The sequence below is a fragment of the Aeromonas sp. QDB34 genome (genome assembly GCF_027705405.1).
Taxonomy (GTDB): Bacteria; Pseudomonadota; Gammaproteobacteria; order Enterobacterales; family Aeromonadaceae; genus Aeromonas; species Aeromonas hydrophila.
Genome location: NZ_JAPDBT010000030.1, coordinates 1 through 16,090, shown reverse-complemented (window position 1 = coordinate 16,090; position 16,090 = coordinate 1). Strand labels below are relative to the sequence as shown.

Below are 16,090 nucleotides of genomic sequence, written 5' to 3'. Positions count from 1 at the left end.
TAGTCTCTATGCCATACTGACTCGCTCAGGTTTCCGTATCGAGCGTGCAACAAGATGGAAAAGATCGTGGTCCGGGGTGCTCGCACCCACAACCTCAAGAACATCAATCTGACCCTGCCCCGCGACAAGCTGATCGTGGTCACCGGCCTCTCCGGTTCGGGCAAATCCTCTCTGGCGTTCGATACCCTCTATGCCGAGGGGCAGCGCCGCTATGTGGAGTCACTCTCCGCCTATGCCCGCCAGTTCCTCTCCCTGATGGAGAAGCCGGACGTCGACCATATCGAGGGGCTCTCGCCCGCCATCTCCATCGAGCAGAAGTCCACTTCCCACAACCCGCGCTCGACCGTTGGCACCATCACCGAAATCTACGACTACCTGCGTCTGTTGTTCGCCCGGGTCGGTGAGCCGCGCTGCCCGACCCACGCCATTCCGCTCGCCGCCCAGACCATCAGCCAGATGGTGGATCAGGTGCTGGCCCAGCCCGAGGGGAGCAAGCTGATGCTGCTGGCCCCGGTGGTGCGCGATCGCAAGGGGGAACACACCAAGCTGCTGGAGAATCTGGCGGCCCAGGGCTACATCCGTGCCCGTATCGACGGCGAGGTGTGCGATCTCTCCGACCCGCCCGCGCTGGAGCTGCACAAGAAGCACACCATCGAGGTGGTGGTGGATCGCTTCAAGGTCCGCGATGACCTGGCCCTGCGTCTGGCCGAGTCGTTCGAAACGGCGCTGACCCTTTCCGGTGGCATCGTACTGGTGGTACCGATGGATGGTGAGGAGGGCGTTGCCCCCATGACCTTCTCCGCCAACTTCGCCTGCCCGGAGTGCGGCTACTCCATGTCAGAGCTGGAGCCGCGCATCTTCTCCTTCAACAACCCGGCCGGTGCTTGCCCGACTTGTGACGGTCTCGGCGTGCAGCAATATTTCGACCCGGCCAAGGTGATCGGCGATCCGGCCATCAGTCTGGCCAACGGCGCCATCCGTGGCTGGGACAAGCGCAGCTTCTACTACTTCCAGATGCTCAAATCCCTCTCCGAGCACTACAAGTTCGATCTGGAGACGCCGTGGGAGGAGCTACCACTCAAGACCCAGGAGGTGATCCTGCGCGGCTCCGGTCGCACCGAGATCGAGTTCCGTTACATGAACGATCGCGGCGACGTGGTGGTGCGCAAGCACCCGTTCGAGGGGATCCTGCACAACATGGAGCGGCGCTACCGGGAGACCGAATCCAACTCGGTGCGCGAAGAGCTCTCCAAATACATCGCCAACAAATCCTGTACCAGCTGCGGTGGCAGCCGACTGCGGGAAGAGGCGCGCCACGTCTTCGTCGACAACCGCAACCTGCCGGCCATCGCCGAGCAGTCCATCGGCGATGCGCTGGCCTTCTTCGAGGGGTTGAACCTCACCGGCCAGCGCGCCCAGATTGCCGAGAAGATCTTGAAAGAGATCGTCGAACGGCTCGGTTTCCTGGTGAACGTCGGTCTCAACTATCTGAGCCTGTCGCGCAGCGCCGAGACACTCTCCGGTGGCGAGGCCCAGCGCATTCGACTGGCGAGCCAGATCGGTGCGGGCTTGGTGGGAGTCATGTATGTGCTGGACGAACCCTCCATCGGCCTGCACCAACGCGACAACGAGCGGCTGCTCAAGACCCTCACTCACCTGCGCGATCTCGGCAATACCGTGATCGTGGTGGAGCACGACGAGGATGCCATCCGCCTCGCCGACCATGTGCTCGACATCGGCCCAGGAGCCGGCGTGCACGGCGGTGCCATCGTCGCCCAGGGCACGCCGGAGGAGATCATTGCGAATCCCGAGTCGCTGACCGGTGACTATCTCTCCGGCCGCAAGCAGATCGCCATTCCCGCCGAGCGCACCCCGCTCACCGGCAAGTGGCTGAAACTCAAGGGGGCGAGCGGCAACAACCTGCGCAACGTCAACCTGGATCTGCCGATCGGGGTGATGACCTGCGTTACCGGCGTCTCCGGCTCCGGCAAGTCGACCCTGATCAACGATACCCTGTTCCGCATCGCCCACCGCGAGCTCAACAAGGCGACCGAATCCACGCCGGCGCCCTATCGCAGCGTGGAAGGGCTGGAGCATCTGGACAAGGTGGTGGATATCGACCAGAGCCCCATCGGCCGCACCCCGCGATCCAACCCGGCCACCTACACCGGCCTGTTTACCCCGATCCGCGAGCTGCTCTCCGGCACCCAGGAGGCACGCTCGCGCGGTTACCAGCCGGGCCGCTTCTCCTTCAACGTGAAAGGGGGGCGCTGCGAGGCGTGTCAGGGGGATGGGGTCATCAAGGTGGAGATGCACTTCCTGCCGGATGTCTACGTGCCGTGCGACGTCTGCAAGGGCAAGCGCTATAACCGCGAGACCCTGGAGGTGAAGTACAAGGGCAAGAACATCCACGAAATCCTCGAGATGACGGTGGAAGATGCCCGCGAGTTCTTCGACCCTGTGCCAGCAGTGGCGCGCAAGCTGCAGACCTTGATGGATGTGGGCCTCTCCTATATCCGCCTCGGCCAGTCGGCCACTACTTTGTCTGGCGGTGAGGCGCAGCGGGTCAAGCTGGCGCGGGAGCTCTCCAAGCGGGATACCGGTCAGACCCTCTATATTCTGGACGAGCCGACCACCGGGCTGCACTTCCACGACATCCAGCAGCTGCTCAAGGTGCTGCACCAGTTGCGGGATCGCGGTAACACCATCGTCATCATCGAGCACAACCTGGACGTCATCAAAACCGCCGACTGGATCGTCGATCTGGGGCCGGAGGGGGGCGCTGGTGGTGGCCGCATTCTGGTGACGGGGACGCCGGAGGAGATGAGCCGTTGCGAGGATTCCCATACGGCCCGCTTCCTGGCGCCGCTGCTGGCACGATAATCCGTTCAATAATGTGACAAGGGGCCCTGGGCCCCTTGTTTTTATTGTGGTAATTCAGTGACCTCCAGACGGGCCGATACTCCATACTTGGGGCAAGGCCCTTCCCGTTTCGCATTGCCATTCAAAGGATATTGGCGCCCATGGCTCAACCGTCCCGCTCCATCGATCATTTGCTGGCCTACTCCATGTTCCCCGTCTGGGCTGGTGCCATCCTGATGCTGCTCATCGTGATCGCGCTGGCCCAGGTGCCGGCGGCGCAGCGGGTCGAGGAGCGGCGGATGCAGGATCATCTGCAGCGGGTGGTCAGGGCCGTGCAGGGCGATATCAATGCCATCAATGCCTTCACCCGGGATTGGGGGATCTGGGACGAGAGCTACCACTTCCTGGCCAGGCCCAATCAGGGCTATATCCACTCCAATCTGCTGGTCGACACCCCGATGCGGGACTTTGAGCTCAACGTGCTGAGTTATATGGATTTGCAGGGCTCTGAAATCTGGACTCGCACCCTGCTGCCGGAGGCGCCTGATACGGACACCACCCTGCTCCCCTTCTTTCTGGATGACCTCAAGCTGCAACTGCTGCGTGAATCGCGGCAGGGGGAGATCCACAGTCTGAGCGGAGTGAGAGGCTCGTTATGGGGGCCGCTCATATTCTCGCTGCAGCCGGTGACCAATACCCTCGGCGATGCCAAACCCAATGGCTATCTGTTGGCGACCCGTTGGCTGGATGAACGCTATCTGGACGATCTGGCGGCGCGGACCGCGCTCGCCTTGACCATTGCTCAGCCCAGAACTGGCGAGCATCTGGGTTCTTTCAAGCCATTCAAGCCATACATGAGCTACCGGCTGGTGGATCTGGGGTTGCAGCGTGTCAGAGGGGAGGGGCTGCTGCTGGACAACGACGGTACCCCCGTCTTGACCCTGATTGTGGAAGAGGAGCGTGACGTGCTGCGGGGGGCGATGGAGGGGGCGATCTGGACCTTCATCGGCATGCTGCTGATAAGCTTCGCCTGCATTCTGATGGCGCTGGCCCGCTTGCGCGCCATCGTGCTCGGGCCGATCGGCGAGTTGGTGGGGGCGCTGCACAAGTTTGCCGAAAAGCAGGATGTGAGCGTGTTGCCGATCATCGACAGCAGTCAGGAGATGGCGCTGCTCAGTCGCAAGTTCCGGGAGATGGCGGCCAGGATCAGCTTACACCACAGCGCCTTGCAGGCTTATTCATCCCGGATGGAGACGGCCGCCTATACGGATCCGCTGACCCACGCCTTCAACCGGCGCTACCTCGATGAGTGGTTGCTCAATCGCGATGCGCTGGCGGCAGGCCGGGTGTTGCTGATCCTGGATCTGGATCACTTCAAGCAGGTCAACGATCGCTTCGGCCACGACATCGGCGATCTGCTGTTATGCCAGCTGGCGGAGTTGCTGCGGGGGGCCCTCGCTGAGGAGGAGCCGCTGATCCGGCTGGGTGGCGAGGAGTTTCTGCTGCTGCTGGCCAGCGATGAGCCGACACGGGTTGCCCAGCGGGTCGAGCGCCTGCGCCGCAAGATTGCCGATTGCCGCTTCGGACGCGAAGAGTTGCCGCTCTGGATGACGGTTTCACTGGGATTCTGCGATTACCCCCTGCATCGGGAGCTGGAGGATTCGTTCTGGAACCTGAGCTTCAAACTGGCGGACATGGCGCTGTACCGGGCCAAGCAGGAGGGCAGAAATCGCTGGCGCGGATATAGCGGGGAGCTGGAGCCGGCGCAGTGGGATTTGAACCCGGAGCAGATTGTAGCGGGGGAGTGGCTGCGGTGTCAGGCGTCTCACTCCAGCCAGTCGGCCTAGTGGGTCAGAATTAATAGCGCCATGCCGAGAACGAATCCCAATAAAATAAACAGGAAGGAGCCAATACCCCAGATGGCCGCCAGTATGGCTACTATTTTGTCCCTTCTGGTTTGTGGTTTCATAAAGAATTTCTTACAGCCCGGCTACATGGCTCGCAAAAATACTCTGGTTGAGCGAGTGAAACAACCGTTTTTAGCCGTTTAAAGCTTCAATAAGGTGCATTTAAATTATCTGTTAATGTGGCTGGTTTGATTTTGAATTGACGTATCAGTATGTTTTTATTGTTTATTCTGCCAATTATTAGCCATATCTCGGGAGCTTTAAGCTGCCGTACACATCTATCTATTTCTTGGTAACGTTTGAGCTAAATCAATAACTCTGCATTCACATCCATTTATAGTTTTCAGGCTTGCAACATATAAAACGAAAACTAAAAGGAAAACGTGATGAAAAAGATCCTTCCTCTGATGATCGCGGCCGCGCTCGCTTCTCCCGTCGCCATGGCCCACCAGGCTGGTGATATTCTGGTGCGTGGCGGCCTGGCCTTTGTTTCTCCGCAAACGAGCAGTGACAACGTGCTGGGTACCGGCGAGCTGGAAATCGACAGCAATATGCAGCTGGGTCTGACGCTCTCTTATCTGATCACTGACAACTGGGGTGTCGAGCTGCTGGCAGCCACGCCCTTCTCCCACTCGGTATCCACCGCCGGTCTGGGTGAAGTGGCCAAGGTCAAGCACCTGCCGCCGACCCTGATGGCGCAGTACTACTTCGGTGATGCCAACAGCAAGGTACGCCCCTATATCGGTGCCGGTATCAACTACACCACATTCTTCGATGAGCAGGGCCGCGGCGCGCTGGATGGCACCGACGTGAGCGTGGACTCCTCCTGGGGCATGGCCGGTCAGGTCGGCCTGGACATGGCGATCAATGATCGTTGGTTCGTCAACGCCTCCGCCTGGATCATGGATATCGATACCGACGTGCACACCGCCGTGGGTACCATCAACACCTCCATCGATCCCATGGCCTTCATGTTTGGTGTCGGCTATCGCTTCTGATAGGACACAGGGTTGGCCCCCATGGGCCGTTACAGCTAGCATGTCTCTTTGGCCCGGCACAGTCCGGGCCCTTTTACGCGTAAAGCGTCCCCCGTCAACTGTGATCCAACCCCATATAGATCAATAAAATACCCTTGGTCTCCCCTCTATAATTCGCCCCTTGTGCCGATAGTGTCTATGTTCACGTTACCTTTCCCCCACGAGTGAGGATGTCTCCATGGGTTTATCTATTGTGCAGCGGATCATCGCCGGATTTGTGTTGATGCTGCTGCTGTTGATCCTGCTGGGTGTGATCAGCACCCTGAAGATCAGGGGCATCAACGACGGCTTGTCACAGGTCTCCGACCGGGCAACCCCGTTGGTGATTGCGGTGGCCGGCCTGAAAGGCGCCCTGCAGGACAGCAACCGCTGGGTGCTGGTCTACCGGACCAACGAGGATGCAAGCCAGCTGCCGCAGCTGGCCAGCCAGTTCAAGGAGCAGCAGGCGCGTTTCAGTCAGCTGAGCCAGGAGATGGACAAGTTTAGCGGGGTGGCTGAGGCCGGCTCTCGTTTTCAGCAGGTCGATACCGCCACCAAGCAGTTCTACGGCTTGGCTGAACAGGTGCTCTCCCAGCACAGCCAATGGGTCAATGCCCAGGATCAGCGCCACAAGCTGGAGATTGCCTTCATCCGGCTGGAAGACACCTACCAGTGGGCTGCCGATCTGCTGCTGCAGCAGACCGCCAGCAAACGCTCCATGCGCAACAAGGCTGAGTTGATCACTTCGGGCATCGCGCGCGATCTGAAGAACATTCGCCGGGCCGATGCCAAGACCGATCTCAACGAGCTGGAGAAGGTGCTGAGCAAGGACATCGAGATGGCCCGCAAGCGGCTCGATCGGGTGCTGGTGCCGGATGACGTGAAGCAGCGTTTCGTCTCCAACCTCGACCGGATGCAGGAGCTGGCACTTGGCCAGCAGGGGCTGCTGGCGACCATGCGCAATGCCCAGCAGCTGGCTGCCTCGCTACAGACCCTCAATCAGCAACTCGATGCCAGCCTGATCAACAGCCTGGGCCTGCTCGACGAGATGGGACAGTCGGCCGGCTCGATTGCCAGCCAGAGCCGCACCACGGCGGATGATGCCGTCAGCAGCGCCAGCTTCTGGATCCTGGTGGTGGCCGCCATCTCGGCCGCCGCCGCCCTCATCATCGGCTATACCACGGCGCGCAGCATTCAGCGTCCGCTGCAAATGATCAACAAGGAGCTGGACTACATGGCGGCCGGGGACATGACCCGCCGTATCAACTATCGCAGCAGCTGCGAATTCGGCGCGCTCTCCCGCTCCATCGATACCCTGGCCGGTAAAACCGGCGAGCTGCTCTCCCAGATCAATGCCGGCTCCCGCCATCTGGTGGAGGAGGCCAGCCGCGCCGCCGAGATAAGCGAAAGGGCCGTGTCCCGGGTACAGGATCAGAAGAGTCAGACCGATCAGGTGGCTGCCGCCATCACCGAGCTGGAGGTGAGTGCCACCGAGGTGGCCCGTTCCACCGATGGCACCAAACGGGAAGTGGATCTTGCCGATGACGAGGCCCGCAGCGGTCGTCAGAAGGTGGCGACCACCCGTCGCATCACGGAGCAGCTGGCAGGTGCCATGGAGGAGGCCGTTGGCATCACCTACAAACTGGGTGAGTTCAGCAACAACATCGGCAGCATCCTCGATGTGATCCGCAGCATCGCCGAGCAGACCAACCTGCTGGCGCTGAACGCCGCCATCGAAGCGGCACGGGCAGGCGATGCCGGCCGTGGCTTCGCCGTGGTAGCTGACGAGGTGCGGGCACTGGCCAACCGGACCCAGACCTCGACCGAAGAGATCCAGGCGATGATCGAGAACCTGCAGAGCTCGAGCAAGCTGGTGGTGGAGGTGATGGGGCGCAGTCAGGAGCAGACCCACAACTGTGTCGAGCAGACCCGGGAGATGGATGCGGCCCTGCAATCCATCGCTGACCGGATGAGCGCCATCAAAGCGATGGCGGATCAGGTGGCGCACGCCGCCCAGGAGCAGATCTCGGTCAGCCAGGGGGTGGCCCGCCATATCTCCGGCATCGCCGAGGTGGCCTACGAGACCGAACGGGAAGCGCGGGAGTCTGCCGGCAGCAGTGAAGTGCTGGCGGAGCTGGTCGCCAAGCAGCAGCAATTGATCGCACATTTCAAGGTTTAGGAGGGCTTATGTCTAACAAGTGGATCGGGGCCCTGAGTCTCCTGTTGTGTGGTCAGCTGATGGCCAGCGAGCTGGTGATCGAGAGCTGGCGGATTGATGACAAGGCCTTGTGGGAGCAGAAGATCATTCCTGCCTTCGAGGCCTCCCACCCGGGCATCCAGGTGAAGTTCAACGGAGTGCAGAACGTCGACTACATGCCGACCCTGTGGGCCAGTCTGAAAGAGGGCAAGGCGGGGGATCTCATCACCTGCCGGCCGTTCGACGACTCGCTCGCCCTGTTCAAGGAGGGCCACCTGGCGGAGCTGACCGAGATGTCGGGGATGGAGAACTTCCCCAGTTTTGCCCAGTCACCCTGGCAGACCGACTCCGGCGCCCAGACCTTCTGCGTGCCCATGGCCTCGGTGATTCACGGCTTCTTCTACAACAAGAAGATTTTCAGTGAGCTGGGGCTGAGCGTGCCACAAACCCGGGATGCCTTCTTCGCGGCGCTGGACAAGGTGAAAGCCGATGGCCGCTATGTGCCGCTCGCCATGAGCGGCTCGGAAAGCTGGGTATCCTCCGAGCTCGGCTTCCAGAACATAGGCCCCAACTACTGGAAGGGGGAGGATGGTCGGCTGGCGTTGATCGGGGGGCAGGAGCGTTTTGACAACCCGCCCTACGTCAAGGTGTTCGAGGAGCTGGCGCGCTGGCGTCCCTACCTCGGCGAAGGCGGCGAGAGTCGCGACTATGCCGCGACCAACGAGCTGTTCACCTCGGGCAAGGCCGCCTTCTACGTGGCGGGTTCCTGGGAGATCGCTCCCTTCACCGGCAAGGTGGACTTTGGCGTGATGCGCCCGCCCGTGGCGAAGCAGGGTGATGGCTGCTTCTTTACCGATCACACCGACATCGGGATGGGCATGAACCCGGCCAGCAAGAACAAGGAGGCGGCCATGGCCTTCCTGCAGTGGCTGACTACGCCCCAGTTCGCCGAGCTCTATACCAACTCGCTGCCTGGCTTCTTCTCCCTCTCCAACCACTTCTTCGAGGTCACCAATCCGGCGGCGAAGGAGATGATGGAGTGGCGGGATCAGTGCGACTCCACCATCCGGGTGGCCACCCAGATCCTTTCCCGTGGTACGCCCAAGCTGGGTGACGAGCTGGCCGAAGTGAGTCAGGCTGTGCTGCTCGGCAAGGTGGAGCCCAAGGCGGCAGCCGATCGGCTGGAGCAGGGCCTGAAGGGCTGGTATCCGCCTCATCAGGGCAACAAGGTGAAAGGGGCCGATTGCCAGTGTGATGTCCCGGCCGCCGCGTCCGCAGTATCGGCCGCCGCTGGGACCACCGAGCCTTCTGCCGCTGTATCCACCGCGACGCCGGCGGTGACAGAGACACCTGCCACCCCGGCGCCGTCAGCAACGCCTGCCGCAGCAGCGTCTGCCGCGGCCGCGCCGTTGCCGGCTCCGTCGGCCGAGGTGGAGCAGGCGCTCTCCAACGAGCTGGAAACACCGCAGCAATAGCTGCCGGCAGATAAACAACGGGAGGCATCAGCCTCCCGTTTTCTTTGCTGTCAGTCTGTGAAGTCACTGCACCGTGTGGGGCCAGCGGCAGAGGCTGCCGATGCGGGCCACCGGAGTGAACCCGAGCGAGCGATAGACGCGCTGGGCGTGATAGTGCTCGTCGGCCACTATGATGAGCCGGTCGACCCGCGTCAGCCCATGTCTGGCAACCTGGCTCAGCAGCTGACGGCACAATCCCTGATTGCGCCATGCCTGCCTTGTGCGCACCAGCTGGAAGCGGCCCAGAGTATCGGTGAAGAAGAGGCCGCAACTGGCGACCAGCTGCTCCTGCTGCCAGATCCCCCACCACTGACCCAGCCCGTCCCCGATCATCGCCTCGTACAACTGGCGGCGTGACTGCAGATAGGGCAGGTAGCTCTGCTCCGAGTGACCGGGATCCCGCTCTTCCAGTTCAAAGGCCAGCCACTCGTCCCAGTCAGCCGGGGTAAAGGGGCGCGCAGCCACCGTCGCGGCTGGCGGTTGCCAGTCGGTGGCCTCCAGTGCCAGGACCACGCACTCCATGTACTGGTATCCCGCCGCCACGAAGCCGGCAACCCGGCTGTTCTGGCCGGCCGCGAGAGGCCACTGGAAGGTGCGGTGTCTGACCCGGGGATCCTGCCCGATCAGCTTGTCGAAACTGGCCTCGAGCCAGCCCTTGTCGTGATCGCTGGGGGGAAAGGGGAGCAGCAGATAGTTGCCGAAGTAGTAATCGGGAGCATCGGGGGTGCGCACGGCCCAGAACTGCTCATGATCGACCACGTTGCCTTGATAGCGATCGAACAGCAAGTCGGTGGCAAAGCCGGGGTGGGTGTCCATGATGATGCTCCTGCGAATGGTTCAATTGGTTATCGGCAGGAAGGGGAAGAGGTTGAAAAGGGGCCGGAGAAACCTCCGGCCAAACAATCACACGCAGATTCAGAACGTCCAGGACGATCTGCGTTCATCATAACGCGACTCGCCGGATTTTGGGATGGGGTGCCAATCGTTACTTTGGCTTTATTGCCAAATAAAAATCGGCAGCCTTCCTCTCGCTGTAAAACAGTGTTGACTTTGTGCCATTTTCTCATAAAGATAGAAAGACGTTTAGACGTCCAAACATCCGTTTTGACGTAGAGAAATGGATTGCAGGGCAGGGAGAGAGCAGATGGGATTTCACAGCGCACGTCAGGTTGAGGCACTCAACCAGAGTCTGGCAGATTTGAGTGGCGACATATCGGTCAGTTTCGAGTTTTTTCCGCCCAACAGCGAAGGGATGGAAAATACCCTGTGGCAATCCATCGAGCGCCTGAAAGTGCTGGAGCCCAAGTTTGTGTCGGTGACCTATGGCGCCAACTCGGGCACCCGGGATCGCACGCACAAGGTGATCAAGGACATCAAGGAGCGGACCGGTCTGATCGCCGCCCCGCATCTGACCTGTATCGACGCCAGCCGCGACGAGCTGCGCACCATTGCCCGCGACTACTGGAACAGTGGTATCCGCCATATCGTGGCGCTGCGCGGTGACTTGCCCCAGGGGCTTGAGAAGCCGGAGATGTATGCGACCGATCTGGTGGCCCTGCTCAAGGCCGAAGCGGACTTCGATATTTCGGTGGCCGCCTACCCGGAAGGGCACCCGGAAGCGCGCAGTGCGCAGTCGGATCTGCTCAATCTCAAACGCAAGATCGATGCCGGTGCCAACCGCGCCATTACCCAGTTCTTTTTTGACGTCGAGACCTACCTGCGCTTTCGGGATCGCTGCGCCGCCATCGGCATCGATGCCGAAATCGTGCCGGGGATCCTGCCGGTTTCCAACTACCAGACCCTGGCCAAGTTTGCCGGCTTCACCAACGTGAAGATCCCGCGCTGGATGCATCAGCGTTTTGAAGGGCTGGATGACGATCAGATGACCCGCAACATGGTGGGGGCCAGCATCGCCATCGATCAGGTACGGGTGCTGAGTCAGGAAGGGGTGAAGGATTTCCACTTCTATACCCTGAACCGCTCCGAGCTGACCTACGCCATCTGCCATACCCTGGGGGTGAGGCCGAAAGGCCAGCCGTAACGGATCGCGGGCACAAAAAAAGCCAATGAGTCGCTCATTGGCTTTTTTGTTATGGCGACCAATCAGGGCCTGGTGGGGGCGATCTCTTTGGGTTCGAGATCGATCACCGCATTGCCGGCTGCGCCTGGATACTGGTGATAGCTCTGGTCCTGCTCCAGGGTGTAGAAGGTATCCAGATAGTCATCGTTGTTGGTCATCCAGGAGTCGGGCAGCGCCTTGACGATGCGACCGCCGAGATCGAGGAAGGGCAGTGCCTCGGGCACGCCGCCAGCCGTGAAGGCCAGCTTGAGGGCATCGATGAACAGGCCGCTCAACTCCTTGTAGTTGACGTTGTCGTCCTGCTCCATCATGACGATGTCGACGGCACCCCAGCGATAGCGATCCCAGTAGACCAGGATCTGGTTGGGGGTGTAGTCGGTGTTGTCATAGTCGAGATAGGGCATGTCGACGATATCGACCACGGGCTCATCCCGGCTGGGATTGACCCCTGCGACCACCGCATACACCTCGGCCGCACCCAACAGCCAGGGCTCCTGATCATCCTTCAACCGAATTTTCTTCAGGATGCTGGTTTTGAGCGGGGCCGTGCTGGCAGCCGCACGGGGAGCCACCTGCATATCGGCGGCAGCCAGCGCCTTGCGGATCACCTTGAGGCCGGCGTTCTTGGCCTTGACGGGATCAGCTTCCACGACCAGGACCGGACGGGCCGGTGCCTTGTCCACATCCAGATAGACGGGGTTGCCGGCGCTGTCGAAGGCTTCGATGGCGCTCCAGCTCTTCTCATCGCCGCTCGGTACATAGGCGACCAGCGGCTCGACACCCTGCTGCAGCGCGGCGGCCTGTTCCGGGTTGGCCAGTCGCAGCTGCATCAGCTCCTTGACCTCGCCATCCAGCCCTTGCCGGCTGATAGCTGCCTGGTTGGCATCCCGGGCCTGGCGTTTCAGGCGCGGGCTGGCCTTTTGCAACAGGTTGGGCAGCGGGCTCTGGTACTCCTGATTGCTCAGCAGCGGCAGCAGGTTTTTCTGCTGCAGCGCGAGCTGGCGGGCCAGCTCCCGATCGGTGTCGGCAGCGTGGGCAGTGGTGGCGCCCAGCAGTGCCAGTAACAAAATGACAGCCTGATTCCTCATTATTATTCTCCAGTTTATGAGTCTGACATGAGGCACGCATCGGGGAAGAAGAAGTGCCTCGACACCACTTAATGGCAATTAGTTTCAGCTGTGAACCAATTTTTCCGAATTATGTGCGGTGTCTCACGGGGGGCTCCCCAGATGGTCAGGTCAGTTTCTCCGCTGGTTGACTTGATACAGGATGATGCCGACGAGCAGTCCCCAGCAGGCGGCACCGATGCCGAGCAGGCTGATGCCGGAGGCGGTGATGATGAAGGTCAGCAGGGCGGCTTCACGGGCATCGTCGTGCTGCAATGCGGTGTGCAGGCTGCTGCCGATGGTGCCGAGCAGCGCCAGCCCGGCGACACAGGTCACCAGTGTCGCCGGGAAGGCCGTGAACAGCGCAGCGACCGTGGCCCCGAAACAGCCGGTCAGCAGGTAGAAGCCGCCGGCCCACACCGCCGCAGGCCAGCGCCGGTTGGCGTCCGGATCCACCTCTTTCCCCATGCAGATGGCCGCAGTGATGGCCGCCAGGTTGAAGGCATAGCCACCGAAGGGCGCCAGCAGCAGACCGGTCAGGCCGGTCCAGGTGATGAGGGATGAGGTGGCGGGCTGATAGCCGTGGGCCCGCAAAATGGTAATGCCCGGCATGTTCTGGGAGGTCATGGTGACGATGAACAGTGGCAAGGCAATGCCGAACAGGGCGCCCAGGGAAAACTCTGGCCAGGTCATGACCGGGCCGGCCAGTTGCCAGTGGATGGTGTCAAGCTGCAGCTGACCTCTCAGCAGGCAGATGAGAATGCCGGTTGCCAGTACCAGCACCATGGTATAGCGTGGCCAGAGATGACGGCCGAGGAGGAACGCGAGCAGCAGGCTGCCGAGCAGCATAGGATCTGCCGGCGCGACCTTGAACAGATCCAGCCCGAACTTGAGCAATACCCCGGCCAGCATGGCCGCCGCCAGCTGGGCCGGGATATGGCGCATCAGCCGATCGAACCAGCCGCTGATGCCGCACAGGGTGATTAGCAGAGAAGAGATAACGAAGGCGCCGATGGCCTCGGCCAGGGTGAAGTGACCCAGGCTGGTGATGAGCAGGGCGGCACCCGGGGTCGACCAGGCGGTCAAGACAGGGATGCGATAATAGAGGGAGAGGCCGATGCAACTGATACCCATGCCGATACCCAGCGTCCATAGCCAGGATGCGAGCTGGGCAGCATCGGCCCCCGCTGCTGTGGCTGCCTGAATGATCAGGATGACCGAGCTGGTATAGCCGACCATCACGGCGATGAAACCGGCGACCAGATGAGGAAGGGCAAAGGGCATGGTGACGTCCTTGTGGGGTTGTGACGGTTTGTGCGTTATTGCGTACAATATTGCTTCAGACTATATCGTTGTGCGTTATAGCGCACAAGGCGATTCAAGCAAGCACAACTAAAGAGGCAGTCATGCAAGAGATGAATCAGCATCTGGCCCAACGTCTGAAGGGCTTGCGCAGCGAACTGGGCTGGAGCCTGGATGTAGCGGCGCGGGAGACGGGAGTGAGCAAGGCCATGCTGGGCCAGATTGAACGGGGGGAGTCGAGCCCGACGGTGGCCACCCTGTGGAAGATTGCCACCGGCTTTCGGGTCTCCTTCTCCAGCTTCATCGAGCCGACCCCGGCAGAGCAGGGGGAGGTGCTCTATCGCACCGCAGATGCGATTCGCCAGCAACCGGCGGGAGAGGGCATGCAGGTCGCCCCTCTCTTCCCTTATGAGGGGCGCTTTGGATTCGAACTGTTTGAGCTGACCCTGTTGCCCGGTTATCAGCGAGAATCAGAACCCCATGAACCCGGGGTGACCGAACATGTCATCGTTATCAGCGGCCAGATGGAAGTGCTGGTTGAGGGGGGGTGGCGCTCCTTGACGCAGGGGGAGGCGGTGCGCTTCGCGGCCGACCGCCCCCATGGTTATCGCAATCTGGGTGTGGCCCCTGCCATCTTCCACAATCTGATCCACTATCCGGCCAGCAGATCTTGACCCCCGGGTCAGCCTGGGCGCCCATCAGCCCGGGGGCTGCTCAATATGGGAGCATAGACCCAGACAAACAGGCCATACGCCAGGCTCCAGGCCAGGCCGCTCAGGTTCCAGCCGTGCAAGGTATAGGCCGGCCAAAGCAGCGGGATCAGAACCCTAATCAGGGCTGCCATGATCACCAGCGCGAAAGCGCACTGGATCCTGCGCCCTACCTGCAAAGCCCGGCCACTGTGACCAAGAGAAACCCTGGCTATCATCCCCAGGATCATGGTCCCCATGCAGCCGGCACTGAGCAGGTGGCTGGCCAGCGAGAGGCTGATGGGCAGGCCGGCAGCCAGAGCACCAAGGGCGAGCAGACCGAGAGGAATAAACAGGTAGGCGAGGTGCAGTGACCACAAGAGGGGTTGGCCAAGAGTGGAAGGCAGCCGCCAGCGCAATTGGCGCCACAAGTGCAAAACAGCCGCCACTATATATAGAGGAAGCAAGTAGAGGCTGGTGGCCCATGGGGTGGGCAGCAGCAGCCAGCTCACCAGGGTGAGCCACAGCGTGGCAAGGGAAGCCCGCTCCAGCCAGAGAATAGGGACGGCTTTTTCCATCCCGGTGGCCCTGGCGGTAAAGAAGGGGATGACTCGCCCTCCCATCACGGCGATCAGGGTTGTAAACAAGAGCACTGTGGTAATGAGCAGATGTTCCATATCAGCCCACTGTGCCTGCCACAGCCAGCTGGCGGCGTTTAGCAGTGTCAGCACGACCAGCAGAGGCACAAAGAAGAGGTTGCTCCACTGCCTGGTGACCACGATGGGTTTGGCCAGATACCAGATGCAAAGAGGCAGCCAGAGCAGATCTGCCGCCATCAGCAGGGTATTGTGCTCGCCCAGCCAGGGCAGCAAGGCCCTCGGCAATGCCCACAGCACGACGACCAGCACCAGGGGCCAGCTTCTAACCCCGGGGTGAGCGGTCCAGTTTTGCACTGCCGTCAGCAGGAACCCCGCGACGATTGCGGCTCCGAAACCAAATAGCATCTCATGGGCATGCCACCAGATGGGGTTGCCAATCCCCGGCAGGACGAACCAGCCATTGAGCTGCCCAAGCCAGCCCAGCATCGCCAATGCCGAGAACAAGGCGCCAAGCAGGAAGAAAGGCCGAAACCCGAGGCGGAACAGAGGAACGATTTTCTCCTCTTTGCGGCTATCCAGGATCTGGTGCATGAATGAAACCTTAATTGAACATTTGAAAAGCCAATTATAAAGTGGCTTTTCAAATGTTCAATTTAAATCCAATGACAGCCCGAAATGGTGGTGATGCGAATGAAATCGAACCGCTTTGCTGCATATCTGAGCGAACGGTTCTTTTCGGTGAAAAAGCCCTTGTCATCGCGGCGCGGCTCCCTATAATGCGCCCCTACCAGCACGGCGGAACACGCCAACCTGATGAG

At 61.0% G+C, this 16,090-nt stretch carries 11 protein-coding genes; 7 read left to right on the top strand and 4 right to left on the bottom strand.

The features are described from left to right. Positions 1–54 precede the first annotated feature (54 nt). The 5 genes from uvrA to OKC29_RS21505 all read left to right on the top strand — a co-directional run bounded on the left by uvrA (position 55) and on the right by OKC29_RS21505 (position 9,457). On the top strand, positions 55–2,883 hold the full coding sequence (gene uvrA / locus OKC29_RS21525; protein WP_073351998.1) for an excinuclease ABC subunit UvrA: 2,829 nt from the start codon (positions 55–57) through the stop codon (positions 2,881–2,883). A gap of 140 nt (positions 2,884–3,023) precedes the next feature. Next, on the top strand, positions 3,024–4,709 hold the full coding sequence (locus OKC29_RS21520; RefSeq protein WP_162275784.1) for a diguanylate cyclase: 1,686 nt from the start codon (positions 3,024–3,026) through the stop codon (positions 4,707–4,709). Between the two features lie 446 nt (positions 4,710–5,155). Beyond that, on the top strand, positions 5,156–5,767 hold the full coding sequence (locus OKC29_RS21515; protein ID WP_011707635.1) for an OmpW family outer membrane protein: 612 nt from the start codon (positions 5,156–5,158) through the stop codon (positions 5,765–5,767). 217 nt (positions 5,768–5,984) lie between these two features. Then, complete coding sequence (locus tag OKC29_RS21510) at positions 5,985–7,964, top strand: HAMP domain-containing methyl-accepting chemotaxis protein (protein ID WP_029302580.1); 1,980 nt, start codon at positions 5,985–5,987, stop codon at positions 7,962–7,964. A gap of 8 nt (positions 7,965–7,972) precedes the next feature. After that, entirely contained in the window at positions 7,973–9,457 is a 1,485-nt protein-coding gene (locus OKC29_RS21505; RefSeq protein WP_073351996.1) for an ABC transporter substrate-binding protein, read from the top strand. 63 nt (positions 9,458–9,520) lie between these two features. Here OKC29_RS21505 and OKC29_RS21500 read toward each other — a convergent pair whose 3' ends face one another. Next, complete coding sequence (locus OKC29_RS21500) at positions 9,521–10,312, bottom strand: GNAT family N-acetyltransferase (protein WP_073351993.1); 792 nt, start codon at positions 10,310–10,312, stop codon at positions 9,521–9,523. A gap of 328 nt (positions 10,313–10,640) precedes the next feature. Here OKC29_RS21500 and metF point away from each other — a divergent pair, with 328 nt between their 5' ends. Beyond that, positions 10,641–11,537, top strand: a complete 897-nt coding sequence (gene metF, locus OKC29_RS21495) for a methylenetetrahydrofolate reductase (RefSeq protein ID WP_005306036.1) — start codon at positions 10,641–10,643, stop codon at positions 11,535–11,537. 62 nt (positions 11,538–11,599) lie between these two features. Here metF and OKC29_RS21490 read toward each other — a convergent pair whose 3' ends face one another. Next, positions 11,600–12,664 (bottom strand): DUF3103 family protein, encoded by a 1,065-nt coding sequence (locus OKC29_RS21490; RefSeq protein ID WP_011707631.1) that lies wholly within the window; start codon positions 12,662–12,664, stop codon positions 11,600–11,602. Between the two features lie 150 nt (positions 12,665–12,814). Beyond that, a complete protein-coding gene (locus OKC29_RS21485; protein ID WP_017410813.1) occupies positions 12,815–13,966 on the bottom strand; it encodes a benzoate/H(+) symporter BenE family transporter in 1,152 nt (383 codons plus the stop codon). Positions 13,967–14,088: 122 nt separating this feature from the next. Between OKC29_RS21485 and OKC29_RS21480 the strand changes: the two genes are divergently transcribed. Next, positions 14,089–14,658, top strand: coding sequence for a helix-turn-helix domain-containing protein (locus tag OKC29_RS21480; protein ID WP_073351992.1), 570 nt, complete (start codon positions 14,089–14,091; stop codon positions 14,656–14,658). A gap of 8 nt (positions 14,659–14,666) precedes the next feature. Here OKC29_RS21480 and OKC29_RS21475 read toward each other — a convergent pair whose 3' ends face one another. Beyond that, positions 14,667–15,863, bottom strand: coding sequence for an NnrS family protein (locus OKC29_RS21475; protein WP_073351991.1), 1,197 nt, complete (start codon positions 15,861–15,863; stop codon positions 14,667–14,669). Positions 15,864–16,090 lie beyond the last annotated feature (227 nt).